The following is a 26,131-nucleotide window of genomic DNA, read 5'->3' on the forward strand; positions in this document are numbered from 1 at the left end:
AGCTCCCACATTGACTGAGTCAGGTCAGTCTTCTGCGGGAGGATTCAATCGCGCCCGTCGGCTTTCCTGAAACCAGTGCAGCGCAATCAGGAACAGCGTCGGCACACCCAGCAGGCAGGTGATGATGAAGAAGTTGTGATAGCCGAACTTCTCCACCATCACGCCCGAGTAGCCACCAATCAGACGCGGCAGCAACAGCATGATCGAGCTGAGCAGCGCGTATTGGGTGGCGGAGAACTTGAGGTTGGTCAGGCTCGACAGGTAGGCGACAAACGCCGAAGTAGCCAGGCCCGAACTGAAGTTATCCAGGGAGATGGTGAAGATCAGCATCTGCAGGTCGGGGCCCATGTCGGCGAGCATCACGAACAGCAGGTTGGTGGCCGCCGAGGCAATGCCGCCGATAAACAGGATCGGCAGGATGCCGAAGCGCACGATCAACAGGCCGCCCATACCGGCGCCGAGCAGGGTCATGATCAGGCCGAAGATCTTGCTGACCCCGGCGATCTGGTCCTTGGTAAAGCCCTGGTCGATGTAGAACACGTTGGCCATCACGCCCATCACCGTGTCGGACATGCGATAGGTCGCAATCAGCCCGAGCAGCAGCAGCGCCTGCCAGCGATAACGCAGGATAAAGTCGTTGACCGGCGTCAGCACCGGCGCCAAACCCCGGCGGCCCATGGCCGAGAGGCACAGGGTGGTGAGGATGATGTACAGGATGGCGCGCAGGAACGCGCGGTCTTCCATCAGCAGCTCCCACAGGCTCACGCCGTGGAACAGCACGCTGGCGAAATCGGTGTTGTACAGCTGGGTGAACATCGCCGGGACCGACACCAGCAGCACGATCAGCACAAAGACCGAAACAAGCTGATGTGCAAAGCTGTAGCGCCCGGCCTGCAGTTGGGTGCGCAGTGGTACGTCGGGTTCACGCATGAAGAAGGTGGTCAGCAGCGCCGGGACCATCAGCACGCCGAACAGCACGTAAGTGCCGGTCCAGGCCGAGTGTTTATAGTTGAAACCGGTGGAACCGAAACCTTCGGCAAAGAACAGCGCGCCAGCGGTGGCCAGCAGGGCGGCGATGCGATAGCCGGACATGTAGCTGGCAGCCAACGCAGCCTGGCGGCTGTCGTCGGCGATTTCCAGGCGATAGGCGTCTACCGCGATGTCCTGGGTGGCCGAGGCGAAGGCCACGATAACGGCAATGGCGATCAGCCAGGACAAGTGCTTTTGCGGGTCGCAGAAGCCCATGCCGATCAACCCGAGGATCACCAGCGTCTGGGCAAGTACCAGCCAGGAGCGACGTCGTCCCAGTTTGCCGAGCAGCGGCAGGCGCCATTGATCGAGCAGCGGCGACCAGACCCATTTAAATGCGTAGGCCAGGCCGATCAGGCTCGCATAGCCGATGGTCTCGCGGGCCACACCGGCCTCGCGCAACCACACGGAAAGCGTCGAAAACACCAACATGTAAGGCAAGCCGGCGGCGAAGCCGAGCAACAACAGGACTAACGTCGAAGGGCTGGCATAGGCGGCGAGCGCGGCGCGCCAGGTTTTACGGGGCATGGGCTGGAGTCTGCCTCAGATTTGCGGAAACAAAGCGCGCACTCTAACCGCTGTGCTCTACCGGGCGCCAGCCATGACGCTGAATATCAACGCGATTATTCAGGATACTGACGCCTTCACTGCGCAAACGCGCACGTTGTTCGTCGCCTGAAGCACTGCCCACCGGCAGACTTATCCGACCACCGGCACCCAATACCCGATGCCAGGGCAGGCGGGTGCCCTCGGGAAGCTGGCTCAATGTACGCCCGACCCAGCGGGCGGCCCGGCCCAGTCCGGCCAGGTGCGCCAATTCGCCGTAACTCACCACGCAACCTTCGGGCACTTGCGCCAGGGTCAGGTACAAGGCCGTGCGGCGCATGTCTGCGGGGCTTTGGAGGGCGTCTTCGGGTGTGTGGGGTGTGGGCATCGCCGCGTCTTTATAAAGAGGTGTTTTTGTAAGAAACGTCTGTAATCATTCCGTTGAGAATTGAACTCAATATAAATCCTTGAGTCAGTCCAAGCTATCTAACACGATAACGCCCCTTTTTCGCCATTTTCGAGCCTCGAATTCGCTTATGTTGTCCAGAACCCTGCTCTGCCTTGCTGTTCTCAGCGCCTCCACGCCCCTGCTCGCCGACACCATATGGTTGAAGAACGGTGACCGCCTGACCGGCAAGATCAAAGTCTTCGACGGTGGCAAATTGCTGATTCAGACCAACTACGCAGGGGCCATCCCGGTGGACTGGAAACAGGTCAAGACCCTGGAAAGCGACCAGGAACTGCTGGTCAAGCAGGACGCTTACACCGGTGAAAAGGCCAAATCCCTGAAAGCGGCGGAGGATGGCAAGGTCACCCTGACCAATGGCGAAGCGCCGAAAACCGTGGACTTGGCCAGCATCCAGCAGATCATCAAGCCAAAGCCTGTGATCGAAGACCTGGTGTGGAAGGGCAATGTCGACCTGGCACTGGACTACAAACGCGCCGACAAAGACACCAACGACTACGACATCGACTTCAAGACCACCGCCCGTCACGGCCAGTGGCGGCATACCGCCCAGGGCGAATACAACCGCGAGTTCCAGGATGACGTGACCACCACCGACAACTGGTCGCTCGAATATGACCTGGACCGCTTCATCACCGAGCATTGGTACTGGCAGGGCCGCTTGACCTACAAGCGTGACAAGGTTGAAGACCTGTCCCGCCAGCGCACCGTCGGTACCGGCCCTGGCTACCAGTTCTGGGACGATGAGCTGGGCGCGTTCTCCCTCGGCTCGCTGGTCAACCGCACCGATTACCAGTATTCGGACGATCGCAAGAGCAACTTCTATTCCCTGGCCATGAAGTGGAGCTACAACCGCTACCTGGTGGGCAAGACCGTGGAGTTCTTCACCAACGGTGAAGTGGGCAAACCGCTGGCCGGGCCGTCCGATTACTCCCTGGATGCGGAAATGGGCCTGCGCTACAAAGTCACCGAGTGGGCGTCGCTCAACCTCAAGGCCGAGCGTGACCTCATTAATGGCGAATCGCAAAGCAGCCTGGACAAGACCCGTTACACCGCAGGCTTCGGCGTCGCCTGGTAAAACAGCCCGGTAAAACCAGCAACGGGCACTCTGGCAACCCGCGCCGATATTGATTACCTTGTGTTGAGATTCATTCCCATAGACGCCATAGGCTGTGGGCGGCTGAACACCCGAGGAGTCATACCGTGAGCACGCAGGTTGCCAAGAACGCCCGAGAGCTGTTGCTCAAGGAATACCGTGGAGCGCTCTCCACATTGTCCAAAGCCATGCCGGGTTTTCCCTTCGGCTCAGTGGTGCCTTACTGCCTCGACGCGCAGGGCCAGCCGATCATCCTGATCAGCCGCATCGCCCAGCACACCCACAACCTGCAAAAAGACCCCAAGTGCTCGCTGCTGGTGGGTGAGCGCGAGGCGGATGACGTGCAAGCGGTAGGGCGCCTGACCTACCTGGCGGAAGCCGAAAAACTTGAGGATGAGGCGGCGATTGAAGCCGCCGCCGAGCGCTATTACCGCTACTTCCCGGATTCGGCCAACTACCACAAGGCCCACGATTTCGACTTCTGGGTGCTCAAGCCGGTGCGTCACCGTTACATCGGCGGCTTTGGTGCGATTCACTGGGTTGACCAGCTCACCCTGGCCAACCCGTTTGCGGGCCAAGCCGAGCGCAGCATGATCGAGCACATGAACAGCGACCACACCAAGGCCATCGCCCACTATGTGGAGCTGACCGGCCTGCCAACCACTGAACCAGCGCAATTGGCCGGTATCGACAGCGAGGGCATGCACCTGCGTATCGGCCAGTCCTTGTATTGGCTGCCGTTTGCCGAGTCTTGCAACACGCCGACACAAGTGCGCGAAGCCTTGGTTTCATTGGCTCACGCCGACGTCTGGCCGAAAAAAGAAGCCGTCAGCGCTTGAATTCACGAAACGGCGACGTCATCTAAGGTGGACTGGCAAGGCATTCTTGCGTTGAGGAACCATTTGATGCGCCCTTTTTTATTGCTCTTTCTGCTGTTCCCGGTGTTGGAGCTGTTCGTATTCGTTCAAGTCAGCAGTGCCATCGGGTTTTTCCCGGCGTTGCTGTTGATCATTCTCGGCTCGATGCTCGGCGTGCTGGTGCTGCGCGTCGCCGGCCTGGCCACGGCGCTGCGTGCCCGTGAAAGCCTGAACCGCGGCGAACTGCCTGCACAGACCATGCTTGAAGGCCTGATGATGGCCTTGGCCGGTGGTCTGTTGATCCTGCCGGGCTTTATCAGCGATGTGGTCGGCCTGGTCATGCTGCTGCCGTTCACCCGCAAGCTGTTGGCCGGCAAGATGCGCCAGCGTGCCGAAGAAGCGGCGATCCGCCAGCGTGCGTTTGCCGATGACCTGCAACCCCGTGGCGGCCCGGCTCCGCGCCAGCCGTTGGGGCGTGAAGGGGATGTGATCGAAGGCGAGTTCGAACACCGCGACAGCAAATAACCGCATGACCTGCACGGCGCCTTTGGGTGCCGTGTTGCTTTTGCCGCCCGGCATTCATAAAAAATTTCCGTCGCGGCCTCTTGTAATAAGCTTATGCGCCCTTATGTAACGGTCACCGCAAGGTTTCTGGTGGCGACACCAGACAGACTTCCGCGTCTTGCTTGGCGAGGCGCGACCGGCACCGCCGGAATACAACTTGCCGGTATCGATACCGGCCGATGAAAAACACAATTAGGAGAGATCGACAATGAGCAAGCTTCGTCCTCTGCACGACCGCGTCGTAATCCGTCGCAGCGAAGAAGAAAAGAAAACCGCTGGCGGTATTGTTCTGCCAGGTTCGGCTGCTGAAAAAGCCAACCACGGTGTGATTCTCGCTGCAGGCCCGGGCAAGACGCTGGAAAACGGTCAAGTACGTGAGCTGGCCGTAAAAGTGGGTGACAAGGTTGTTTTCGGCCCTTACTCCGGCAGCAACACTGTGAAAGTCGACGGCGAAGACCTGCTGGTCATGGCTGAGAACGAAATTCTCGCCGTTCTGGAAGACTGATTCCCCGCTCATTTTCCCGTTACTACAAAGTATTTAAGGAATATCGATCATGGCTGCTAAAGAAGTTAAATTCGGCGATTCCGCCCGCAAAAAAATGCTCACCGGCATCAACATCCTGGCTGACGCGGTAAAAGCGACCCTGGGCCCTAAAGGCCGTAACGTGGTTATCGAGAAGAGCTTCGGCGCTCCGACCATCACCAAGGACGGCGTTTCCGTAGCCAAAGAAATCGAACTGGAAGACCGTTTCGAAAACATGGGCGCGCAGCTGGTCAAAGACGTTGCCTCCCGTGCCAACGATGACGCAGGCGACGGCACCACCACCGCTACCGTACTGGCTCAAGCCATCGTCAACGAAGGCTACAAGGCCGTCGCTGCCGGCATGAACCCGATGGACCTCAAGCGCGGCATCGACAAGGCGACCATCGCCATCGTTGCTGAGCTGAAAAAGCTCTCCAAGCCATGCGCCGACACCAAGGCTATCGCTCAGGTAGGCACCATCTCCGCCAACTCCGACAACTCCATCGGCGACATCATTGCCGAAGCCATGGAAAAAGTCGGTAAAGAAGGCGTGATCACCGTTGAAGAAGGCACTGGCCTGGAAAACGAACTGTCGGTTGTAGAAGGCATGCAGTTCGACCGTGGCTACCTGTCCCCGTACTTCGTCAACAAGCCTGAGACCATGGTTGCCGAGCTGGACAGCCCGCTGATCCTGCTGGTCGACAAAAAGATCTCGAACATCCGCGAAATGCTGCCAGTGCTGGAAGCCGTTGCCAAAGCCGGCCGCCCACTGCTGATCGTTTCCGAAGACGTTGAAGGCGAAGCCCTGGCGACTCTGGTTGTGAACAACATGCGTGGCATCGTTAAAGTCGCCGCCGTCAAGGCCCCAGGCTTCGGCGACCGTCGCAAGGCCATGCTGCAGGACATCGCTGTTCTGACCGGCGGTACCGTTATCTCCGAAGAGATCGGCCTGAGCCTGGAAAGCGCCACCCTGGAAAACCTGGGTAGCGCCAAGCGCGTGACCATCTCCAAAGAAAACACCATCATCGTTGACGGTGCTGGCGTTGAGCAGGACATCCAGGCTCGCATCACTCAGATCCGTGCCCAGGTTGCCGAAACCTCGTCCGACTACGACCGTGAAAAACTGCAAGAGCGTCTGGCCAAGCTTTCTGGCGGCGTTGCAGTGATCAAGGTTGGCGCCGGTTCCGAAGTTGAAATGAAAGAGAAGAAAGCCCGCGTTGAAGACGCCCTGCACGCAACCCGTGCAGCCGTTGAAGAAGGCGTGGTACCTGGCGGTGGCGTTGCGCTGATCCGTGCTCTGGAAGCCCTGGCTGACCTGACCGGCGACAACGCTGACCAAAACGTCGGTATCGCTGTTCTGCGTCGTGCCGTTGAAGCACCGCTGCGTCAGATCGCTGCCAACTCCGGCGACGAGCCAAGCGTTGTGGTCAACGAAGTCAAGAACGGCAAAGGTAACTACGGTTACAACGCTGCGACTGGCGAATACGGCGACATGATCGAAATGGGCATCCTGGACCCTACCAAGGTGACTCGTTCCGCGCTGCAAGCAGCAGCCTCCATCGGTAGCCTGATCCTGACTACCGAAGCTGCAATCGCCGACAAGCCAAAGGCTGAAGGCGCAGGCGGTGGCGGTATGCCTGACATGGGCGGCATGGGTGGCATGGGCGGCATGATGTAAGCCAGCCTTACCCGGCTATTAAAAAGCCCCGCCTGCAGTGATGCAGGCGGGGCTTTTTTTTGCAGTATCCAAAAATGTAGGAGATCGAATGTGGGAGCTGGCTTGCCTGCGATGGCATCACCTCGGTGCACCAGACATACCGAGTCGCCTGCATCGCGGGCAAGCCCGGCTCCCACATGGCTGCCTGTGTTGATCTCAACCCAATGTACGGCGCCGCAACAGCTTCCTGAAGGTCATGCCCCGCGCCAGGGTTACTTGGGCAGCCGGCACAAGTGCCACGGGTTGCGGTGCAGCAGCTTGGTTGAGTGAGCCAGGGCCAGGCAGGTGCGCGAGTTTCTCAACGCCGGCGGCTCGGGGCCACCTCCGGGGTGGTGGGGTAAGGAGCGCATCCTGCGCCGTTGGCCGACGTGCCGTATTGGCGGTGTGATCGCCAGCGTGTTTGTCTTCCATCCGTGGTGATGGCTTGTCCGTAACCGCCAGGCGCGAGGCTGACGCATTACCGGGCACGAATGCGCCGGCAACGATGCACAGCGACAGCATCAAGGTAGGCAAATGTTTCTTACGGGGATGCATGAAAGGGCTCTCCAACCGGGGATTCAGTTGGCGAGGTTACGGGCGATGGGATGGCTTGGCTGTCACAGGCTGTAACAGCGCTCTAAAGAGGCCGCAACGGCAGTACCAGACTCATGCGTGCGCCGCCCAGCGGGCTGCGGGTTACCGACAGCTCACCGTGATGCCACTGGGTTGCGCGCTTGGCCAGCGCAAGGCCGAGGCCGAAGCCACTGGGCTCGTCGCCGCCCATGGCCAGCCGCACGAAAGGCTCGAAAACTTTTTCACGGTTCTCCGCCAATATGCCGGGGCCGTCATCGTCGACATGCAGCACCAAGTGCTGCTCACCCTGATAAGTGGCGCTCACGCACACTCGATCACGGGCATAGGTGATGGCGTTGCTCAAGAGGTTGCGCACGATCAGGTGCAGCAGGGCGCGGTCGCCGATCAGTTCAAGCTGTGCAGGCTCGGTTTCCAGGCTCAATTGGCGATGGTGCCCATCCAGCAACGCGAACTCCTGGTGCAGCCAGTCACGCAGGTTGATGGGCTCATGCTGCAAATCAGTGGGCGCGCCGGCCATCCGCGCAAAGGCGAGGCTGGCGCGAACCAGGGCTTCGAGTTCTTCGACATCGGTTTGCAAGCGCTCTTGCAGGCGCGCGCGGGTCGGCGGGTCTTCACTTTTGCTCAGCAACGTAAGGGCGAAACGCATACGCGCCAGCGGCGTGCGCAGTTCGTGGGAAACAGCCTGAGAAACTTCGCGGTGGCGTTCGCTCATGGCGCTGATGTCCCGCGCATGCTGTTGCAAGGTCAGCAGCAAGGGCGTCCATTCTTTGCCCAGAGCCGGCAGCATGACGTTTGGGGTGCGTGCCAGGGTGCCCAGGCAGTTGTTGAGCGCGGCCAGATCCTTGTTATGCCGCCGGTACGCGCGCAAACCGAAGGCCAGCAGCAGCAACACCGGCAAGCCTGCGACGCAGGCGGTGATCCAGAAAATCGGGAATTTCAGCAGGTCCTTGACCTCGGCGCTTCCCCACATAGGGCCGAATCGGATCACGGTATCGTCGTCCAGCGGGAAGTAACTGATGTCTTCGTCGCTGTTCAGCGCCGGCTGCTGGTGTTCGAGCATGACCATGGCTTCGGGCGGCAATTCGACGTCGTCATACGGAATCAGCTCTACCGGGTACTGGAAGTGCGCGCGCAGGATGTCCATGCGCGCTTCACGCTTCTCGGCAGGCACGCCTTTAAGCTGTTCGGCCACCAGGTAGCCCGGACCGGCCATCAAGCGCAAAAAGCTGTCTTCGCCGACAAACACCGAGGCGTTGGTGCACAGCCACAGCAGATAAAGGGTCAGGCTCGTCCAGCCCGCGCCCGCCACGGCCACCATCCAGGGGCGCAGTTTAAACATGCTGGGCCGCCTGGGGGATTTCGACAAACAGGTAGCCTTGGGCCGTGATGGTCTGGATGGTCACCGGGCAGGCCAGGCTCATCAGCTTTTTGCGCAGGCGCGACACACGCATATCAATCGAGCGGTTAAGCCCGTCGTATTCCAGGCCGCGCAAGCTTTGCAGGAGTTTTTCGCGGGTCAGCAACACGCCACTGTGGCGGGCGAAAATCGCCAGCAATTCGAACTCGGCCACCGAGAACTGCAACGGCGTGCCGTCGAGCCAGGCGAAATGACTGTTGAGGTCCAATCGAAACGCGCCCCACTGATAAAACGCGTTGGGCGCCTGGCGGTGACGGCGCAGTAATGAACGCACCCTGGCCAGCAACAGCAGCGGGTCGACCGGCTTGACCACGTAATCGTCGGCGCCCACGTGGAAACCGGTCAATTGCTCGGCGTTTTCATCCCGCGCGGTCATCATCAGGATCAGCCCGGGGTAGCTGTCGCGAATCTGACGGCACAGGGTAAACCCGTCGATGCCCGGCAACATGACATCGAGGATCAACAGCGCCGGTTTTTCCTCAAGAATGCGCTGTGCGGCGCGATCACCACGGTGCTCCACGGCGACGGTAAAACCCTCCGCGCGCAGGAACTCGGCCGTCAGCGCGGCCAATGGGCGGTCATCTTCGATCAGCAACAGGGAGTCGGACATGCAAGGGCGCCATCGCCGGAGGATGGCGCAAGTGTCACGCCCTTGCCCTGTGGCAGGCAAGGGCCAGAGCGCAGCTGTCAGCGTACGCTGATCGCAGGGGGTACTTCCTTTGGCGCCTTCCAGCTCAGCAATTGTTGTGTGTAGTCATAGCTGGCCGCTTGGTAGTAGGTGATGGCGCGTTGTATCAACGGATCATCACTGCCCACGCGTAACTCCTGGCTTTCACCCAGGGCTTGATCGTGGCGACGCAGGCCCTGGCGTGGGCTTAAAATGGCCAGGTCCTTGCCGTCAAACAGCCCCAGATACTGGTAGTTGCCGACCACCACGCGCGGTGGCAACGGGTTGTCCTGCAACAGGTTGCGGCCGAAGAAGGTCGACTCGTAACTCAGGTTGATCAGGCCCAGCAAGGTCGGCGCAAGGTCGATCTGGCTGGCCAGTTGTGCGGTTTCCCGGGCTTCGATCAGCTTGGGGGCATAGATGAACAGCGGGATCTGGTAGTTGGTGATCGGCAGGTCTTCCTTGCCTGCGCTGCCGGCGGTGTGGTCGGCGACGAACACGAAAATCGTGTTATCGAACCAGGGTTTCTGGCGTGCAGCTTCGAGGAACTCGCCAATAGCATGGTCGGTGTATTTGACGGCGCCGTCACGGCCTTTACCGGACTTGATATCAATGCGCCCGTCCGGGTAGGTATAGGGGCGGTGGTTGGACGTGGTCATCAGTTGCAGCAGGAAGGGCTGCTGCTTGGCGTAGTCGGCGTCGGCGAGTTTCAGGGTTTGCCGGTAGAGGTCTTCATCAGCCATGCCCCAGGCGTTCTTAAACGAAATTTCCGCTTCAGGCACACTGCTCTGGTCGACGACCCGATAACCGTTGCCGCTGAAAAACGCGTTCATATTGTCGAAGTAACCGCGCCCGCCGTAGACGAACACGCTGTCGTAACCGACGGCACCGAGTTGCTGGCCAAGGCTTGCGAAACCGCTTTCGCGGCCGATGCGCTTGACGATCGAGCGGCCGGGCGTGGGTGGAATCGCTAACGTGATCGCTTCCAGCCCACGGTCAGTGCGGGTGCCGGTGGCATAGAAGTTATTGAAGTACAGGCTTTGTTTACGCAGCGCATCAAGGTTGGGCGTCAGGTTGTTCTCATCGCCATTGCTGCCCATGTATTTGGCGCTGAAGCTTTCGATGGTCACCAGCACGATGTTGGGTTTACGCAATGTGCCTGGGTTGTCGATAGTGCGGCGGATATCCAGCGGGTCTGTGCCGATAAAGCGCGCATTGGGTTCACTGAGTTCTGCGCGCAGTTGTTTGGCGACAACCTCGGTTGGCAGGCTTTTGTAGAACTGCGTGTAATCGAGTTCGTTATTGCGAAAGGCGGCAAAAAATTGGTAGGGGCCGTTGCTCGCCAATTCGTTCATATAGGCATTGCCGCCTTGGGCACGCGGGCTGTTCTGGCTGATCAATTGCACACTCAGACCGGCGGCTACCAACAGGCACAGGGCGTTCAGCAAGCGGCCGCGCATTGGCGGGAGCGGGGCGTTCATCGCCGTATTGAACGGCTTGCGCAGGGCCAGGCTCACCACTATCGCCAGCATCGCTAACAAGCTGAGCAGTTTGCCGATCGGGTAGGACTCCAGCAGGTTGTTCAACACCTCCTTGGAATACACCAGGTAGTCGACGGCAATAAAGTTGAAGCGCACACCGAATTCATCCCAGAACAGCCATTCAGCGACCGCCGTGAACAGCATGGCAAATACGCTTGCGGTGAGCACCGCTTGCAGGAACCAGCGATGGCCGCGACGGCGCCACAGCGCGGGCGGGCACAGCAGCAGGTACAGGCCCAGCGGCAAGGCGGCATACACCAGGAAGCTCAGGTCATAGAGCAAACCCACGCCAAACACCGGCAACAAATTGCCGCCGACTTCATCCAGATGAGTGATCAGCAGCACGCTGCGGGTCAACAGGAAAATCACCAGCCAAGTTGTGGTGACGAGCAGCAGAAAACGCATAGGCGCGTTTTTGAGAAACCCCATGTCCATATTCCTTATATCGATGGGCGAGATGTTCAACCTGGCACTGTAGTTAGTTTGTGAAGCTATAGTGAAAAACTTGTTGGAATATGCAATTGGTTGAAAACCTTTATCGGCGTGGCTCCAAGGTCTATCCCTGAGCCACACTTGGCCTTAAGCTGCGCGAGCCAACAAGGCCGTTACCGCGTACGGAGACACTGCCCATGCGAATTTTATTGGTTGAAGACAACCGCGATATTCTGGCCAACCTGGCCGATTACCTGGGGCTAAAGGGCTACACCGTGGACTGTGCGCAGGACGGTTTGTCGGGCCTGCACCTGGCCGCCACCGAGCATTACGACCTGATCGTGCTCGACATCATGCTGCCCGGTATCGATGGCTACACGCTGTGCAAACGCCTGCGCGAAGACGCCCGCCGCGACACGCCGGTGATCATGCTCACCGCCCGCGACCAATTGGATGACCGGCTGCAGGGCTTCAAGTCCGGCGCCGATGACTACCTGCTCAAACCCTTTGCCTTGTCCGAGCTGGCCGCGCGCATCGAAGCCGTGTTGCGCCGTGCCCAGGGCGGCGGGCGCCGTGCCCTGCAAGTGGGTGATTTGAGCTACGACCTGGATACCCTGGAAGTCACCCGCGAAGGGCGCTTGCTCAAGCTCAACCCGGTGGGCTTGAAGCTGCTCGCGGTGCTGATGCAAAAAAGCCCGCACGTACTGCGCCGCGAAATCCTCGAAGAGGCCCTGTGGGGCGACGACTGCCCGGACAGCGACAGCCTGCGCAGCCACGTTCACCAATTGCGCCAGGTAATCGATAAACCCTTCGCCAAGCCGTTGCTGCAAACGGTGCACGGTGTGGGTTATCGCCTGGCCGAGGGCCGTGATGGAGTTTAAGCAAAGCCTTGCCCAGCGGATCATCATCGCCTTTGCGCTGATGAGTGCGCTGGTGGCGGGGGCCTTCGCTATGGGCATCGTTGCGACTGTGCACCTGGTGGAAGAAAAACTGATTTCGGCCGGCCTGGGCGGCGACCTGCAGCGCCTGTTGTTGATGGACAGCGTTGAGGACTGGAGCCACCGGCCCGAGCCCGACCAGCTGTTTTACTTCAGCGGCGGGCCTGGAGATTTCGAGCTGCCCAAAGACCTGCGGCACCTGGAACCGGGGTTTCACGAAGTATTCCGCGAAGCGCTGTCGTACCACGCCATGGTTGAAGTGGTGGATGGCCGACGGTATGTGTTGCTGCAAGACCAAAGCGATTTCGAAGAACGTGAGCGCGTGCTGTTTGCCGTGGTGTTGGTGGGCTTTGTGCTCAGCCTGGCGCTGGCGGTGTTCCTCGGTTGGGTGCTGGCCCGCAAGGTGATGGCGCCGGTGGTGCGTCTGGCCCGCCAGGTGCGCCATCGTGACCAATTGCTGGGCTTGGCGCCGCCGCTGGCGCCGGACTACGCCGCCGATGAAGTCGGCGAGCTGGCCGTGGCGTTCGACGCCACCCTGGGCCGCCTGCGTGCGGCCTTGTCCCGTGAGCAATTGTTTACCAGCGACGTCAGCCACGAACTGCGCACGCCCTTGATGGTATTGGCCAGCTCCTGCGAACTGCTGCTGGAAAACCCGGCCATTGACCAGCGTGGTCGCAACCAGGTGCTGCGAATCGCCCGTGCGTGTGAAGAGATGCGCGAGCTGGTGCAGACCTTCCTGATGCTGGCGCGTGCCCAGCACGATGATTCCGGCATGTCGGCCCAAGTCAACCTGACCCAGGTGGCCGAAGATCTGCTCGGCATCTGGCGCGGGCCCATCGAGCAAAAAGGCCTTGAGTTGATCTTCAGCCCGGGAAACCCGTTGGACACTCGCTACAACACCACCTTCTTGCATGCGGTGATGGGCAACTTGCTGCGCAATGCGTTGCACTACACCGAGCAGGGCTTTATCCGCCTGACACTCGAACCCAGCGGCTTTGTGGTGGAGGACACCGGGGTCGGCATTCCCGAAGACAAGCGTGAAGCGATGTTCGAGCCCTTTGTGCGCGGCAGCGAGAAGCGTGGCGAAGGCCTTGGCCTGGGTTTGTCGCTGGTGCAGCGCATTTGCGAGAGCCAGGGCTGGAGCGTCAGCCTGAGCACCATGGAGCCCAATGGCTGCCGTTTTCATGTGGAGTTGAGCCAGGTCAAACCCTGAAAGTAGACCTGGCCGCTATCCTGCCAGAGAACCCGCTAAATCGGCGAAGATGGCCCCATGCTATTGCTTGTGTCTGTAAAGTCTTGAAATGTATGGGATTGGACAGGACAAGTTTTTCACAACGGGTTGACCTGTTGATCACAGTTTGCTGCTTAAGGTTGTAGGCATCAGCTACTGGAGATCCGTTGATGTCTACCCCGATCAAGCTCGATTTTTCCGAAAAGTACGACGATCAGCACGCGCAGAATTATTTGCTCAAGCATCAGGACAATCTGGCTCGCCGGCTGTCCCACAAACGCGACGAGCAATTGGCGCGCGGTGCGCTGGCCATGGCCGGCGAGCCGGGCCTGGTGCTGGACCTGCCTTGCGGTGCCGGGAGGTTCTGGCCATTGTTGGCGGAGAAGCCCAACCGTGTGATTATCGGCGCTGACAATTCGGAGTCGATGTTGAAGGTCGCCACCGTCGCCCAGCCGGCGGAGGTGGTGAAGCGGGTACGGCCTTTGCACACGTCTGCCTTTGATATCGATTTGCCCGATAACGCGGTCGACAGTATTTTTTGCATGCGTTTGATGCACCACATTGGTGATCCGGCGCACAGGCTGGCAATACTGAAAGAATTTCAGCGGGTTACCCGCGACAGCGTGATTATTTCGCTGTGGGTGGATGGCAATTTCAAGGCTTGGAAACGCAAGCGCGCCGAAGCCAGGCGTCGCAAGAAAGGTGAGCAGGAAGGTTACCAAAACCGGTTTGTGTTACCGGCTGCTACTGTCGAGGCAGAATTTGAGCAAGCCGGTTTCCGAGTTCAGGAATCCCTGGACTTCATGCCGCTCTACGCCATGTGGCGAGTCTATGTATTGCGTAAGAGGTAACAGGATGGCAGTTGAGTGCGTATCAGGCAGTCACGTAGCTCCCGAAGAACGATTTGATTTTTTCTGGCGCCAGCAGGGCGAATGGGTCGAGGAACCCAACCGCCGACGCGGTGGTGAAAGCGGTGTGCAGCGAGTCGTGAGCCCAAATGGCCGCTTGCTCTACAGCAAACGCCAGACCGGGCATATTTACCGCAGTTGGCTTCACCCGTTCGGGCGCCCGACCGTGTTGCGCGAACGTGACGCCCTCAAAGGCCTGCGTTCGCTGGATGTACGCGTTCCGGAACTGGTGTTCTGCGGCGCGCGCCGTGACCCCGAGCATCAATGGAAAGCCTTGTTGGTGACGGCGTCCCTCGACGGTTTCGACGAGATCGAAAACTGGTACGCCGCCGGTGGCCGTGAGCAGTACGGCGAGTTGGTTCACGAGCGCATGCTCAAGGAATTGGCGGGCACCCTGGCGCGCATGCACAAGGGCCGCTGGCAACATGGTTGCTTGTACATCAAGCACATTTTTGTACGCGTGACCGGCGAAGGCGACTCGGCCAAGGTGGAAGTGGCGCTGCTGGACTTCGAGAAGTGCCGTCAGCGCTTGACCGCTTATCGGGCCGCCTCCCATGACATGCTGCAATTGCGCCGCCATTCGTCGTGGAACAGCACCGACTGGGAAAAACTCAGCTACTTTTACGAGACGGCGTTTGGCAGCGCTATCAAGGGTTTAAGTAGATGAAGCTAGAAATAGCACGAGGTGTGTTCCTGGTCGGCGCGTTGGGCATTGCAGCCCTGGCGCTGGCTGCGTGGGAACAACCTCGCACACAAGTGCTCAGTGCGGCGCAGGGTAGCGGGCAATGCCTGCTGCCACGTGTTGCCAAGGCCAGTGTGGCGGCCAAACCGGATCATGAGTTGCTGTTGTTCATGTTCGGCATGTCCCAAGGGATGAGGCCGCAGAGTTGAAAAGATTTTACCCCCCGACAAAGGGCCTTGCGACGCGAGGCCCTTTTTTTATCTCAAATGATCAGGTGCAGATGGTTATCCCAAAGCCCGGCCGGCAATTGCAGCGGCTTGGCGACCAACTGCGGCTGGCGGCAATCGTAGAAGCGGCAACGGCCCTGGCCTGAGGTGACGACAAAGCCATCCGCCACCGCGCCTACGCCCGCGCAGTCGGGCAACGGCCCGTCCAGACGCAGCGCACCGCTGTCCATGTCCCAGATAAAAAACCGGTTACCCCGCGGCGCCGTCAGTGCGACCAGACGCAGTTCGCTGTGCACGGCGACGCTGGCGGTGTAATGCCCCATGGCTTGCAGTTGCTCATCGGCTACCGGGAACGCCACGAATGGCTGCCCCGGGCGCTTGATCGCGAGCAACTCGGAGCGCTCCTGGGACGGCCCCATGAACTGCTGCCCGGTGAGGATCGTGCCATCGCTGGCAATCCCCATATGGCGCACGCTGTTCATCTGTTGGCCCAGGGTTTCCTTGCTGATCAGGCTGCCGTCGCGGTGCATCAGCACCAGGCTCGGTTCCATGGCGTTGAGGTTCATCTCCACACGGCTTTCGGCTTCGGTGCGAATGCCGCCGTTGGCCACCACCAGGGTTTCGCCGTCGGGCATCCATGACACCTGGTGCGGGCCGATGCCATGGGTGGAGATTTCGCCGCTGTGCACCAGGCGCTCGCCCTCGAACTTGTACACACCGAGCAGGCCACGGCCGGGGTCGGAGGTGTCGTTCTCGGTGGCGTACAGCCAGTCGCCGCTCTTATGGATGACTGCGTGGCCATAGAAGTGGCGATTGGCATTGGACGTGATGGTTTGCAGCAGCGTGCCAGTACGCAGGTCGATCAGGTAACTCTCGGTGCCCGGGCGACGGGCGACGAACAGCGCAATCGGCAGTGTCGGGTGATTGATGATGTCATGGCAGCGCTGGCCGACCTGGGTGGCAAACACTTGCGTGCCGTCCAGGCGAAAACCCACGGCGTAGTGCTTGCCGTCCGCGTCATCGCGGGCCGACAGCAGCAGCGGTGCCTGCTTCTTTTGTTTGAACAGCGTCCAGCCACCCAACGTCAGTGCGCTGAGCAGCACACTGCCAACCGCCAAAGCCTGTCGCCTGAGCATCATCAGTCACCGTCGTTAGCGTTAAAGCCCAGTTGGATGCCCAGCGCCTTGGCCAGATCACCTTCGTGCAGGCGGTGGACTACGTTGAGGCTGTCGTAAATGTCGTTAAGTTGCTGGCGCCCGGCATCATCGGCCAACAATTCGTTGAGCGTGCGCTGGTTGCTGGCGAACAGCTTGAGCGAGGCGGCGTAAGCGGCGTCGATCTTGTCGGCCAGTGGCTTCTGCTCGGACCCCAACAGGCCGCGCAGGCCTTTGTTGTCGACACCCACCCACACAGTCTGGGCCGCCGCGAGGCTGGCTTGCAGGCTTTGCAGGGACGACTGGCTGCGCCAGGCATCGGCCTGGAACGGTTGCGGGATGCCCTTGGTCTGGCGGCCCATCGGTGTGCCGAGTTTTTTCTTCAAGGTATCCAGTGCGGTGACCTGCACACGCAGCAGATCAGCGATGGCTTCGTGGGAATCGGCGTAGCGCTGGTTCGGGAACTTGGTCATCTGCGCGAGCATGCCGTCGGTGCTGTTCCAGCTGGCCAGGATCTCTTCGGCCAGGGTTTTCTGACGCTCACCAATGGCCACCAGCAGTGGGCAGTAACGGGCTTTCTGGGCTTCGTCGGCGACGTCGGTCTTGGCGTCGTAGAGGATGTATTCGTAAGCCGACAGGCCTTGCACCACTACGCTGGACTTGGCTAGGGCGGCACCGTCGATCTGCGGCTGGGCGCTGACCAGTTGTTCGACCTGGCGACCCACCAGGTTTTTCTTGTCCGGCCAGAACTGCACTTGCCACGAACGGTTGCCCTCGGCCAGCGGGCCGATCAGGAGCGGTTGCAACTCAGCCCAGGCTTTTTGCGCGTGCAGGAAGTCGGCGCGGGCCGTCTCCAGGCTTTCCTTGCCCTGGCAGTAGGCGAGGGCGCTGACGGCCAGCTGGCGGTCAGCTTCAACCCAGCGGCTGTAGGTGGGCAGGATCACTTGCTTGGCGATGGCCGCCGAGGTCACCGCTTGCGGGTCCTGGGGCGAGCAGGCGCCGAGGGCGAGGGCGGCAAGGCTGGTGAACAGCAACTTGGGACGGAACATGTCGAGCTCCCTTCTGTCAGTGTGGCAATGCTTATAAGGAATTCAGGAACGCCAGCAACGCAGCACGCTGCTCGGCATTAAAGGACAACACATGCTGCTGCGCCGCTTGTGCTTCACCGCCATGCCAGAGCACGGCTTCGAGCAGGTTACGGGCGCGGCCATCATGCAAAAACTGGGTGTGACCACTTACGGCCTGCGTCAGGCCAATGCCCCACAACGGCGGCGTGCGCCAGTCGCGGCCGCCGGCCTTGAACTCGCTGCGGTGGTCGGCCAGGCCTTCGCCCATGTCGTGCAACAGCAGGTCGCTGTATGGGCGAATCACCTGGTTGGCCAATTCAGGTTCGGCGGCCGTGGCCGCCGTGGTGAACGTCGGTTTATGGCAACCCTGGCAACCGGCCTGGTAGAACAGGTTTTTACCGGCGAGCACCTGCGGCGTGTTGACGCCACGGCGTGCCGGCACGGCAAGGTTGCGGGTGTAGAACAGCACCAGGCGCAGGATGTTATCGCTGACTTCCGGCTCGCCCTCGGGGCCATTGCCATTGGGCGCCTGTTTGCAGGCGACTTGGGCGTCGGTGCAGTCATCAAAGGGTCTCAGGGACGTGGTGAGGCCCATATCACCAGAAAACGCGTGAACATTTTGTTGATTGAGGTTGGGTTGCCCGGCTTTCCAGCCAAAACGCCCGAGTACGGTTTGGTGCTGCGCGTCATCCCAGACCCAATTGGCGCGACCGACGAGGGCTTCCTTGTCGGCGGTTTTCGCGTCGGTGTTGCGCAGAATGTCGGCATCGCTGATGGCTTCGAGCAGGCCCAGGCCGATCATCGGTGGTGCAATCCGCGCCGAGAAAAGTGTTTCGGGGTGCATCGGGCCGTAGCCCAACTGGGTGATTTGCAGGTTTGGCTTGCGCAACTCGACCACGCTGCCGTCCTTGAAGGTCACGTTGACGGGCGTGTAGTCGACCCGCACTTTGCCTTCAGGCGCTACGCCCGGCACGGCCATGTCCTGCAATTGCCCACCGTAAACCGGCTCAGGCACCACACCGATCTGCTCGATGAGCCTGGCATCCACAGGCGCAGCCGGAATCGACAGGCGCACCAGCATCGACACCGCATTCGGCGCGTCGGGCAGCGGCGGATGGCCACGGCCGTCCTTGATATGGCAGTTTTGGCAAGCATTGGTGTTGAACAGCGGGCCCAGGCCATCACGCGCGGTGGTGGTGGACGGCGCAATCACCCAGGGGCTGCGAAAGAAGCTGTTGCCGACGCTGAAATCCAGGCGACGGGTGGGTGCCAGGTTGGCCGAAGGCAGGGAAAACGCGTTCTGATCGCGCTTGTTCACCGTCGTCGCGCCGCCTGCCCGTGATTCCCCCGGTTCTGCCTTGGTGAATCTGGGCGCGTCATCGCAGGCAGTCAGGCTCAAGGCCAGCAATGCTGCACACAGACGAAGAGGCGAACGGACCATCGGGTTTCCTGCGGCTAAGGCGAAAAATAAGGCCGCAAAGTCTAACAGGGCAGGGCGGATTGAATAAGAGCAATTATCGTTTGGTGGAATCCGATTCATTCCCGCTAGAATGACCGCACATTTTTTCTGGAGGTGGCCAATGCAGGCTCTCGACGCTTTGCTCAACCGTGTTTCCGTGCCGCGTCTGCTGGAACCGGCGCCGACCCAGGCGCAGCGCGACGTGCTGTTCGCCGCCGCCATGCGCGCGCCCGACCACGGCCAACTGCGCCCATGGCGCTTCCTCACCGTAGAAGGCGCCGCCCGTGAGCAGATGGGCACGTTGCTGGCCGAAGCTGCACGCCTGCAGGACGCCGACGCACCGCAAGCCGCTATCGACAAGGCTCAGAACGGGCCGCTGCGTGCGCCGTTGGTGGTGGTGGTGATAGCGCGGTTGCAAGAGCACTTTAAAGTACCTAAATCCGAGCAACTGCTGGCGGCTGCCTGTGCGGCCCACGGTATTTTGCTGGCGGCGTATGCGCAGGGGATTGGGGCGGTGTGGCGCACCGGTGAGTTGTCCTACTCGGCCCATGTGGCTAAAGGCTTGGGGCTGACGGCGGATGAGGAAGTGATTGGCTTCCTCTACCTCGGCACGCCGCAGAACCCGCCGCGCACGGCGGCTAAGGAAGATGTTGCGGCGTTCGTTCAGGCCTGGACTGGCGTCTAATTGTGGGAGGCTGGCTTGCCCGCGATAACGGCTTGTCAGTCATGGATGTACTGACTGACCCACCGCCATCGCGGGCAAGCCAGCTCCCACAGGGATCTTCATTGTGTTGAAGATCGGTTTTATACCTTGAACTGATCCATCAACTTCATCTGCTGGGTCGCCAGCGCATTCAGTTGGCTGCTGATCGCCGCCGACTCGGTGGCCTGGCCGGTGAGGGTTTCGGTCACGGTGCGGATCGCCGAGACGTTGCGGTTGACCTCTTCGGCCACGGCGCTCTGTTGTTCGGCGGCGCTGGCGATCTGCAGGTTCATGTCGCTGATCACCGTGACCGCGTCACTGATCTTGCCCAGTGCCTGCACGGCTTGATGGATCTGCCCGGCATTGCTCTGGGCCTGCTGCTGGCTGGAATGCATGGTCGCCACCACACCACGGGTGCCGCTCTGGATGCGCTCGATCACCAGGCGAATTTCCTCCACCGAGTCCTGAGTCCGTTTGGCCAGGTTGCGCACCTCGTCGGCCACCACCGCAAACCCGCGCCCGCTTTCTCCGGCGCGTGCCGCTTCGATGGCGGCGTTCAGGGCCAGCAGGTTGGTTTGCTCGGCAATGCTGCGGATCACTTCGAGCACCGAGCCGATCTGTTCGCTGTTGACCGCCAGCGCTTCCACTTCGGTCACGGCCTTGCTGACCTCTTCGGCCAACGTGGTGATGTCGCGGGTGCTCTGTTCAATGATCGACATGCCGTCACGCGCCGACTGGTCTGCGCCACGGGCGGCGCTGGCAGCGTTGGAGGCGCTGTTGGCCACATCATGGGCGGTGGCGCTCATTTCATTGGAGGCAGTGGCCACCTGGTCTATTTCGCGGAATTGCACCTGCATGCCTTCGCTGGTCTGGCGGGCAATGGCTGAGGACTGGTCCGCGGTGCCTCGTGCTTCGGTGATGCTCTGCTTGATCTGCGCAATGGTCGGTTGCAGTTTGTCGAGGAAGCGGTTGAACCAGTTTGCCAACTCGCCCAGTTCGTCCTTCTTGGCGTAGGTCAGGCGCTGGGTGAGGTCGCCTTCGCCGCTGGCGATGTTTTTAAGCATCGCCGCAACGGTGTTGATCGGCCGGGTCACGCCGGTGGCGGTCAGCCAGATCAGCAGCAGGCCGAGCAAGGCAGCAGCGGCGCCGACCAGCAAGGCTTTGAGCGTGCCCGAGGCCTGGGCTTTGTCGAGCACGTCTTGCAGTTTCAAGGTGTCGGCCAGCATCACGTTCTTGGGCAGTTTGATCACAACGCCCCAGGCCTTGGCGTCGGCAATCGGCTTGACCGGGTACACGGCGCGGATCGTGTCATCTTGCTCACGGATCGTGCGGGTATCGTTGGCCATCAGTTGCACGATTTCCTTGCCTTCACTGCCGAGGGTGTCGATCAAATTCTTGCCGACTTTGTCCGGCTGGCCGCTGTACGCCGCAATCAAACCGGTGCTGGACAGAATCTCCAGGTGCGCCGCGCCGTCGAACAGTTCTTTTTGCGCCGCGTCCGTCATCGCCTGCAGCGTATTGAGCGCCAGATCGATACCGACCACGCCGATGACTTTGCCGTCGACGATCAGCGGCAGCGAAATAGTGGTCATCAGCACCTGCTTGCCGGCCACTTCATCGGAATACGGGTCGAGCAGGCACACCGTGCGCGTGTCCCGTGGGCAGGTGTACCAAATGTTGTAGGGCGTGCCGCTGAGGTTGAGGGTGGTTTTGGTCAGGTCAGCCTCGACCATCACGGTGTTCAGTCCTTCGCCGCCAGCGCGGCTCCAGTAGCTGGAGAAACGGCCTTTTTCATTGGAAACGCGGGTTTTGTCGTTGACGAAGTCGCTGTCTTTGCCATCCAGGCCATTGGGTTCGAATGACAGCCAGATGCCCAGTACCTTGCTGTTGCGCTCAAAGGCGGTTTTGACACTCTGGTTGAGCTCTTCTCGCAAGGCGCCGGGTTCCAGCGCTCGTTTGTTGGCGAGGGCGCGCAGGTCTTTGACGTGATCGGCCAGCGCGGTGACCACCACGAGGTTTTCGCCAAAGGTTTTCTGTAACTGCACCGCCTGTTCGGCGGCCTTGGCTTGCAGCAGGTGTTGAACGTTTTGGGTGAGCATTCGCGAGCTTGAATCGCTGATCAAATGGTCATTCTGATCGGTCTCGTACAGGTTGATACTGATGATCAGCGCTATCACCCCCAGCAGACAAAGGCCCGACAGCAGCACGATTTTCAAGCGGATGGAGAGGGTGTCGAACATAGGTTCACTCGCGATTGGACTCGTTGAAATGCAAGCAGGGCGAGCCAAGTCCATTCGGCGCTATGTCCGGAACATCGGCGTAAATGGATGTTTCATGAGGGAAAGGCGATGAGCGGTCGGAAAAAGACTACACGCCGCGTTATACGGGGGCTGCAAGCCGTTCGGGGCGTGACCAGATCCACAGGTTGCCCAGGCTCATCCCGGCAATCGCCAGGTAGATCGGCCAGCCGTGATCGAGCATCACCAGCATCAGCACGGCGCACAGCAGCATGCTCACGGTGGCGCTGACTTTGGCCCGGCGCGCGATGATCTTGCCATTGCGCCAGTTGAACAGAATCGGTCCGAACAGCCGGTGGTTTTCCAGCCAGGCGCTGAGGCGCGGCGAACTTTTAGTCGCAGCCCAGGCGGCCAGCAGGATGAATTCAGTGGTGGGCAAACCCGGTATGACAATCGCCACCAACCCAATGCCCAGGCTGACGTAGGCCAGCAGGCCGAAGAGCAGCTGGGCGATTTTTGAGGTGGATTGGGTTTTGCCGGTCATGCTGAAGTTTATCTGTTGAGGGGGTACACATTATTCGAACTGAAATCCGTTCAAATGTGGGAGCTGGCTGTGTGGGAGCTGGCTTGCCTGCGATGCGGTCACCTCGGTCTACCTGTCAGACCGAGTCGATGCTATCGCAGGCAAGCCAGCTCCCACAACAAGCCAGCTCCCACACAAGCCAGCGCCCATCGTGGCGTGTTACGCCAGTTCAGGGGCGCTAGCGTACGCCTGTTCCAGCAGCACGGTGAAGCGCACAAACGCGTCGATGGCACCTTTTTCTGCCGCGGCTTCTTCTTCGGCGCTGAACTCCAGGCCGTCGAGGGTGCGGGTGAAGCGCTTCCAGCCTTCAGCGCGGCCACCGGCCGGCTCGCCCAGGTGGCGGGCACCGAAGGTTTCGCTCAGGCCCAGGCCCACGGCGCGCTTGATCAGGAATGCAGCGCCCAGCTTGGAGCCTTCGGACACGAACAGCCAGCCCATGGCTTCGGCTTTGCTCGGGTTTTTTACGGCGCCGGCAACCGGTGCCGGTACTTCGGTTTCCAGGTCGGCCAGGTCGAGTTTGGCGGCGTCGGCGCGGCAGCGCTCAGCCAGGTCCGGGACGATCTTGATCAACTCGGGGTCGTTGTACAGCGCCACCAGTTCCGACTGGAACAGGTACTGCGCCACCACAAAACGGGCGAAGTTGGCGGGGGTTTCAAACGGCGCGTGGGCTTTGACCAGTGCGTCGAGCTTGGTGTGTGGCGCGTGGGTGATCTGGTTCAGGCGCTGGGAGCGCAGGCTTGGGCGTTCTGCGGTATGAGAAGCGGTCATCGAAAAAATCCTTGAGAAGGGGAGCGCCTGGGGGCTCTAAAGAGAGCTGTTATCAACTAGACGAACAAGAAGACGCGGCACAGTAAAAAAACCTCACCTCGCCGCTGATATAGGGCGGCGAGGTGAGAGCGGCGGTCAGATGTCCCAGATCAGGTTGATCGCGAAGTTGCGACCCGGCTGGGTCAGGCGGTCGAGGTTGGCGGGCGCGGTCACGCCGGCTTCGCCGACGCCGTCGTAGCTGCGCACGTCATCCCAGTTCCAGTACTTCTTGTCGGTGAGGTTGTAGATACCGCCGTTGATGGTCACGTCGTTGGTGACTTTGTAGAAGCCGGTCAGGTCGACAATGCCAAAACCCGGGGTCTTGAACGGCGCGCTGGTGCTGCCATCCGGCGCGTGGAAGGTGGTGCTGTCGACACGGTTCTGTTTCTTCACCAGCGTCCAGCTGACGAGCGCGCCGTATTGCTCCTGCTCGTAGCCCAGGCCGAACACGCCTTTAAGCGGGTTGACGCTGTTGAGCGGCTCGCCGTTGTCATCGTTACGGCCGTAGGTGTAGCCCACCGAACCCTGGGTGTAGAGGCCTTGTGGTGCGCCGAATGCGTCCAGGTTCAGGCGGCCTTTGGCTTCAACGCCCTTGATGGTGGCGTGCTTGATGTTGTTGGCTTCGAAGGTTTGGATGTCGCCGCCGGCGACCGAGGCGTCTTCGTCGATAAAGTCGCGGTACTTGTTGTAGAACACCGCGATGTCGAAGGAGCCCTCGTCGAACTGGCCGCGAATTCCGGTTTCGATGCCCTTGCTGGTTTCCGGCTTGAGGTTCGGATTCGGCTCGACGGTGTAGCCCAGGTTGAGGTTTTCAAAGCGGCCATAAAGCGCCTTGGCCGACGGGGTGCGGAAGCCCTCGGCGTATTGGCCGAACCAGGTGTACTGATCGGTCAGCGCATAGGTCAGGCCGAATTTTGGCGTGACGCGGTGCCAGGTTTTTTCTTTGTCGCTGACCGGGTAGGCGCCGGTCGGGTTGACGGTGTTGAGGAATTCCTGGGTCAGCTTGGGCTTGAGCCGGGTGTAGTCGTAACGCACGGCGGGCAGGAAGGTCCATTTGTCCCAGCTGATCTGGTCCTGGGCGAACAGCGAGTAGGTGTTAATGGTCGGGTCCGGGAAGTCGCTGGACTTTTTCACGCTGTCGCCGGCAGACGGGCTGGGTGCGCCGATGGCCGTGCAGCCTGAGCCGACGGCGAGGCAGTAGGCCGAGCCCTCGCGCGAACCGCTGACTTTCTGCTGCTTGAGGGTGGTGCCGTAGGTGACCTGGTGATCGGTTTCACCGAGGCTGAACGCCTTGTCCAACTGAGCGTCGAAAACCCACTGTTTTTCTTCGTACAGGGTGTCTCGGGTGCGCATGACGCGACGGCCCGGCTGGTAGATTTCCGCGGTGCTCTGGTCGGTCTTGGCGATCTGGTAATTGAGGCTGGTCTTGATACGGTCAGCCATCGGCGAGTCGAGGCCGAAGGTGTTTTCCAGGCCGAAGCGCTCGCGGGTGATGGTGTCGTTACCCGAGCGGGCGCGGTACAGGTTCATTCCGCGACCGCCGATAAACGGTCCGCCCACTGCGTTTTTCAAGTTGACGTCGCGATCATCCTTGAATTTCTCGTAGGTCAGGCCAAGACGGTTGTCCTCGCCATAATTCCAGCCCATTTTCGCCAGGATATTGGTGGTGCGCGCATCTTCCGGGTTGGCGCCGGTGCGGGCCAGGCCGGTGGCGTTGTTGCCGTCGTAGGACTCCATTTCATGGCCATTGCGCTGGCTCAGGTGCAGCAAGCCGTCGAAGTCCTGCACGCGGCCGGCGACGGTGCCGGAGGTCAGCCAGCTGTCGTCGGCGGAGCTGTAGCCGGTTTTGAGGCGGGCGCCGACGTCCTGGCCGGGCTTGATGATGTCGTCCGGGTCCAGGGTGAAGTAGCTCACTGCGCCGCCGATGGCGCTGCTGCCGTACAGGGCTGACGCCGGGCCGCGCAGGATCTCCACGTGCTTGACGATTTCCGGGTCGACGTAGTTGCGACGGGTCTTGGCGTACGGGCCGTTGAAGAAGTTGTCCGGCACTTCCACACCGTCTACCTGGGTGAGGATGCGGTCGCCGTCGATGCCACGGATGTTGTAGCCGGCGTTGCTGGCGCGGGTGCCTGCGCCGCCGACCGACACGTTGGGCTCGTAACGCACCAGCTCACGGATGGTATTCACGTTCTGGCGGTCCAGCTCCTCACGCGCATGCACGGTGACAGTGCTTGGCACGCTGTTGACGTCCTGCTCACTGCGGGTGGCGCTGATGGTCACCTGTTGCAGGTTGAGCGTGCTGCCGGCCGGGCGCTTTTCCAGCACGATGTTGTTATTGCCCAGTTTGCGGTAGCTCAGGTTGGTGCCCAGCAACAGCCGGTCCAGGGCCTTTTCCGGCGAGAGTGCGCCGCGTACGCCGGGGGACGACACACCCTGGCCGAGCTCTGCCGGCAAGCCGACTTGCCAGCCGGTCACGCTGGTAAAGGCATTCAACGCCGATACCAAGGGCTGCTGTTCGATGCTGAAACTGTAATTGCCGTGGCTGCGCGCGGCAGGTTCGGCGGCAGTAGCGGCCATCGCCGGCGCGCTGGCCATCAGGATGGCGGCGGTTAGCAGCGACAGGACGGGCGAAGAGGACCGGCGGTTGAAACGAGAGGACATCGAGAGCGCTCCGGAGATACGAATCTTATAGTTGCGAGCTGATCAA

General features: G+C 60.7%; 24 protein-coding genes and 1 pseudogene. 12 read left to right on the plus strand and 13 right to left on the minus strand.

Annotation, left to right across the window (positions count from 1 at the left end; all coding sequences use genetic code 11):
• Positions 1-24 precede the first annotated feature (24 nt).
• Positions 25-1,557, minus strand: coding sequence for an AmpG family muropeptide MFS transporter (locus AOA59_RS01025; RefSeq protein ID WP_099485519.1), 1,533 nt, complete (start codon positions 1,555-1,557; stop codon positions 25-27).
• A 43-nt stretch (positions 1,558-1,600) separates the two neighbouring features.
• Positions 1,601-1,963 carry an MGMT family protein gene (locus AOA59_RS01030; RefSeq protein ID WP_099485521.1) on the minus strand — a complete coding sequence of 121 codons (363 nt, stop codon included), beginning with the start codon at positions 1,961-1,963 and terminating at the stop codon, positions 1,601-1,603.
• 148 nt (positions 1,964-2,111) lie between these two features.
• On the opposite strand from AOA59_RS01030, the gene AOA59_RS01035 reads away from it, so the two are divergent.
• From AOA59_RS01035 to AOA59_RS33065, 6 genes are all read left to right on the plus strand, one after another.
• A complete protein-coding gene (locus AOA59_RS01035; protein WP_058422706.1) occupies positions 2,112-3,119 on the plus strand; it encodes a DUF481 domain-containing protein in 1,008 nt (335 codons plus the stop codon).
• A gap of 125 nt (positions 3,120-3,244) precedes the next feature.
• Positions 3,245-3,976: a HugZ family protein gene (locus AOA59_RS01040; protein WP_099485523.1), complete on the plus strand. Its 732-nt coding sequence runs from the start codon at positions 3,245-3,247 to the stop codon at positions 3,974-3,976.
• A gap of 66 nt (positions 3,977-4,042) precedes the next feature.
• Positions 4,043-4,519 carry an FxsA family protein gene (locus tag AOA59_RS01045; RefSeq protein WP_016975517.1) on the plus strand — a complete coding sequence of 159 codons (477 nt, stop codon included), beginning with the start codon at positions 4,043-4,045 and terminating at the stop codon, positions 4,517-4,519.
• Between the two features lie 247 nt (positions 4,520-4,766).
• Complete coding sequence (gene groES, locus AOA59_RS01050) at positions 4,767-5,063, plus strand: co-chaperone GroES (protein WP_017139748.1); 297 nt, start codon at positions 4,767-4,769, stop codon at positions 5,061-5,063.
• A gap of 49 nt (positions 5,064-5,112) precedes the next feature.
• On the plus strand, positions 5,113-6,759 hold the full coding sequence (groL, locus tag AOA59_RS01055) for a chaperonin GroEL (RefSeq protein WP_056858678.1): 1,647 nt from the start codon (positions 5,113-5,115) through the stop codon (positions 6,757-6,759).
• A 324-nt stretch (positions 6,760-7,083) separates the two neighbouring features.
• Positions 7,084-7,218, plus strand: a complete 135-nt coding sequence (locus tag AOA59_RS33065) for a hypothetical protein (protein WP_256593014.1) — start codon at positions 7,084-7,086, stop codon at positions 7,216-7,218.
• A 196-nt stretch (positions 7,219-7,414) separates the two neighbouring features.
• Here the strand turns inward: AOA59_RS33065 and AOA59_RS01060 are convergent, their stop codons facing one another.
• The 3 genes from AOA59_RS01060 to AOA59_RS01070 form a co-directional block, all read right to left on the minus strand.
• Positions 7,415-8,710 (minus strand): sensor histidine kinase KdpD, encoded by a 1,296-nt coding sequence (locus AOA59_RS01060; protein ID WP_099485525.1) that lies wholly within the window; start codon positions 8,708-8,710, stop codon positions 7,415-7,417.
• Positions 8,703-9,398: a response regulator transcription factor gene (locus tag AOA59_RS01065; RefSeq protein WP_099485526.1), complete on the minus strand. Its 696-nt coding sequence runs from the start codon at positions 9,396-9,398 to the stop codon at positions 8,703-8,705. The genes AOA59_RS01060 and AOA59_RS01065 overlap by 8 nt, the downstream gene beginning before the upstream one ends.
• 77 nt (positions 9,399-9,475) lie before the next feature.
• A complete protein-coding gene (locus AOA59_RS01070) occupies positions 9,476-11,425 on the minus strand; it encodes an LTA synthase family protein (protein WP_099485528.1) in 1,950 nt (649 codons plus the stop codon).
• 200 nt (positions 11,426-11,625) lie between these two features.
• Here AOA59_RS01070 and colR point away from each other — a divergent pair, with 200 nt between their 5' ends.
• The 5 genes from colR (at position 11,626) to AOA59_RS01095 (ending at position 15,396) form a co-directional block, all read left to right on the plus strand.
• Positions 11,626-12,309, plus strand: a complete 684-nt coding sequence (gene colR, locus AOA59_RS01075; RefSeq protein ID WP_003175870.1) for a two-component system response regulator ColR — start codon at positions 11,626-11,628, stop codon at positions 12,307-12,309.
• Positions 12,299-13,579, plus strand: coding sequence for a HAMP domain-containing sensor histidine kinase (locus AOA59_RS01080; protein WP_065930404.1), 1,281 nt, complete (start codon positions 12,299-12,301; stop codon positions 13,577-13,579). Before colR ends, AOA59_RS01080 begins: the two co-directional genes overlap by 11 nt.
• Before the next feature lie 188 nt (positions 13,580-13,767).
• Complete coding sequence (locus tag AOA59_RS01085) at positions 13,768-14,448, plus strand: class I SAM-dependent methyltransferase (protein WP_056858673.1); 681 nt, start codon at positions 13,768-13,770, stop codon at positions 14,446-14,448.
• Between the two features lie 4 nt (positions 14,449-14,452).
• Positions 14,453-15,172, plus strand: coding sequence for a lipopolysaccharide kinase InaA family protein (locus AOA59_RS01090; RefSeq protein WP_058422710.1), 720 nt, complete (start codon positions 14,453-14,455; stop codon positions 15,170-15,172).
• Positions 15,169-15,396, plus strand: coding sequence for a hypothetical protein (locus AOA59_RS01095; protein ID WP_065930405.1), 228 nt, complete (start codon positions 15,169-15,171; stop codon positions 15,394-15,396). The genes AOA59_RS01090 and AOA59_RS01095 overlap by 4 nt, the downstream gene beginning before the upstream one ends.
• Before the next feature lie 53 nt (positions 15,397-15,449).
• Here AOA59_RS01095 and AOA59_RS01100 read toward each other — a convergent pair whose 3' ends face one another.
• The 3 genes from AOA59_RS01100 to AOA59_RS01110 are packed head-to-tail and all read right to left on the minus strand — an operon-like array spanning position 15,450 to position 19,076.
• Positions 15,450-16,550, minus strand: coding sequence for a DUF1513 domain-containing protein (locus tag AOA59_RS01100; protein WP_065930406.1), 1,101 nt, complete (start codon positions 16,548-16,550; stop codon positions 15,450-15,452).
• Between the two features lie 2 nt (positions 16,551-16,552).
• A complete protein-coding gene (locus tag AOA59_RS01105; protein ID WP_068931446.1) occupies positions 16,553-17,617 on the minus strand; it encodes an imelysin family protein in 1,065 nt (354 codons plus the stop codon).
• 31 nt (positions 17,618-17,648) lie between these two features.
• Positions 17,649-19,076: a di-heme oxidoredictase family protein gene (locus AOA59_RS01110; RefSeq protein WP_099485530.1), complete on the minus strand. Its 1,428-nt coding sequence runs from the start codon at positions 19,074-19,076 to the stop codon at positions 17,649-17,651.
• Positions 19,077-19,215: 139 nt separating this feature from the next.
• Between AOA59_RS01110 and AOA59_RS01115 the strand changes: the two genes are divergently transcribed.
• Positions 19,216-19,779: an NAD(P)H nitroreductase gene (locus AOA59_RS01115; protein WP_065930409.1), complete on the plus strand. Its 564-nt coding sequence runs from the start codon at positions 19,216-19,218 to the stop codon at positions 19,777-19,779.
• Positions 19,780-19,898: 119 nt separating this feature from the next.
• Here the strand turns inward: AOA59_RS01115 and AOA59_RS33410 are convergent, their stop codons facing one another.
• The 5 genes and pseudogenes from AOA59_RS33410 to AOA59_RS01135 all read right to left on the minus strand — a co-directional run bounded on the left by AOA59_RS33410 (position 19,899) and on the right by AOA59_RS01135 (position 26,085).
• Positions 19,899-20,654: a methyl-accepting chemotaxis protein gene (locus AOA59_RS33410; protein WP_371919053.1), complete on the minus strand. Its 756-nt coding sequence runs from the start codon at positions 20,652-20,654 to the stop codon at positions 19,899-19,901.
• Between the two features lie 102 nt (positions 20,655-20,756).
• A pseudogene (locus AOA59_RS33415) lies at positions 20,757-22,091 on the minus strand (HAMP domain-containing protein); the annotation flags it as partial.
• 85 nt (positions 22,092-22,176) lie between these two features.
• Positions 22,177-22,578: a YbaN family protein gene (locus AOA59_RS01125; RefSeq protein ID WP_017139762.1), complete on the minus strand. Its 402-nt coding sequence runs from the start codon at positions 22,576-22,578 to the stop codon at positions 22,177-22,179.
• Between the two features lie 198 nt (positions 22,579-22,776).
• On the minus strand, positions 22,777-23,385 hold the full coding sequence (locus AOA59_RS01130) for a biliverdin-producing heme oxygenase (RefSeq protein ID WP_099485533.1): 609 nt from the start codon (positions 23,383-23,385) through the stop codon (positions 22,777-22,779).
• 135 nt (positions 23,386-23,520) lie between these two features.
• Positions 23,521-26,085 (minus strand): TonB-dependent receptor, encoded by a 2,565-nt coding sequence (locus tag AOA59_RS01135; protein WP_099485535.1) that lies wholly within the window; start codon positions 26,083-26,085, stop codon positions 23,521-23,523.
• Between the last annotated feature and the right edge of the window lie 46 nt (positions 26,086-26,131).

The organism is Pseudomonas sp. 2822-15 (assembly GCF_002742515.1).
Classification (GTDB): domain Bacteria; phylum Pseudomonadota; class Gammaproteobacteria; order Pseudomonadales; family Pseudomonadaceae; genus Aquipseudomonas; species Aquipseudomonas salomonii.

Bases quoted from the DNA above. Each gene is read 5' to 3' on its own strand.
- AOA59_RS01105 (WP_068931446.1), bottom strand. From the start codon at position 17,617: ATGTTCCGTCCCAAGTTGCTGTTCACCAGCCTTGCCGCCCTCGCCCTC.
- AOA59_RS01030 (WP_099485521.1), bottom strand. From the start codon at position 1,963: ATGCCCACACCCCACACACCCGAAGACGCCCTCCAAAGCCCCGCAGAC.
- AOA59_RS01060 (WP_099485525.1), bottom strand. From the start codon at position 8,710: ATGTTTAAACTGCGCCCCTGGATGGTGGCCGTGGCGGGCGCGGGCTGG.
- AOA59_RS01135 (WP_099485535.1), bottom strand. From the start codon at position 26,085: ATGTCCTCTCGTTTCAACCGCCGGTCCTCTTCGCCCGTCCTGTCGCTG.
- colR (WP_003175870.1), top strand. From the start codon at position 11,626: ATGCGAATTTTATTGGTTGAAGACAACCGCGATATTCTGGCCAACCTG.
- groES (WP_017139748.1), top strand. From the start codon at position 4,767: ATGAGCAAGCTTCGTCCTCTGCACGACCGCGTCGTAATCCGTCGCAGC.
- AOA59_RS01080 (WP_065930404.1), top strand. From the start codon at position 12,299: ATGGAGTTTAAGCAAAGCCTTGCCCAGCGGATCATCATCGCCTTTGCG.
- AOA59_RS01130 (WP_099485533.1), bottom strand. From the start codon at position 23,385: ATGACCGCTTCTCATACCGCAGAACGCCCAAGCCTGCGCTCCCAGCGC.
- groL (WP_056858678.1), top strand. From the start codon at position 5,113: ATGGCTGCTAAAGAAGTTAAATTCGGCGATTCCGCCCGCAAAAAAATG.
- AOA59_RS01025 (WP_099485519.1), bottom strand. From the start codon at position 1,557: ATGCCCCGTAAAACCTGGCGCGCCGCGCTCGCCGCCTATGCCAGCCCT.
- AOA59_RS01095 (WP_065930405.1), top strand. From the start codon at position 15,169: ATGAAGCTAGAAATAGCACGAGGTGTGTTCCTGGTCGGCGCGTTGGGC.
- AOA59_RS01100 (WP_065930406.1), bottom strand. From the start codon at position 16,550: ATGCTCAGGCGACAGGCTTTGGCGGTTGGCAGTGTGCTGCTCAGCGCA.
- AOA59_RS01065 (WP_099485526.1), bottom strand. From the start codon at position 9,398: ATGTCCGACTCCCTGTTGCTGATCGAAGATGACCGCCCATTGGCCGCG.
- AOA59_RS01115 (WP_065930409.1), top strand. From the start codon at position 19,216: ATGCAGGCTCTCGACGCTTTGCTCAACCGTGTTTCCGTGCCGCGTCTG.
- AOA59_RS01090 (WP_058422710.1), top strand. From the start codon at position 14,453: ATGGCAGTTGAGTGCGTATCAGGCAGTCACGTAGCTCCCGAAGAACGA.
- AOA59_RS01125 (WP_017139762.1), bottom strand. From the start codon at position 22,578: ATGACCGGCAAAACCCAATCCACCTCAAAAATCGCCCAGCTGCTCTTC.
- AOA59_RS01110 (WP_099485530.1), bottom strand. From the start codon at position 19,076: ATGGTCCGTTCGCCTCTTCGTCTGTGTGCAGCATTGCTGGCCTTGAGC.
- AOA59_RS01070 (WP_099485528.1), bottom strand. From the start codon at position 11,425: ATGGGGTTTCTCAAAAACGCGCCTATGCGTTTTCTGCTGCTCGTCACC.
- AOA59_RS33410 (WP_371919053.1), bottom strand. From the start codon at position 20,654: ATGCAGGTGCAATTCCGCGAAATAGACCAGGTGGCCACTGCCTCCAAT.
- AOA59_RS01045 (WP_016975517.1), top strand. From the start codon at position 4,043: ATGCGCCCTTTTTTATTGCTCTTTCTGCTGTTCCCGGTGTTGGAGCTG.
- AOA59_RS01085 (WP_056858673.1), top strand. From the start codon at position 13,768: ATGTCTACCCCGATCAAGCTCGATTTTTCCGAAAAGTACGACGATCAG.
- AOA59_RS01035 (WP_058422706.1), top strand. From the start codon at position 2,112: ATGTTGTCCAGAACCCTGCTCTGCCTTGCTGTTCTCAGCGCCTCCACG.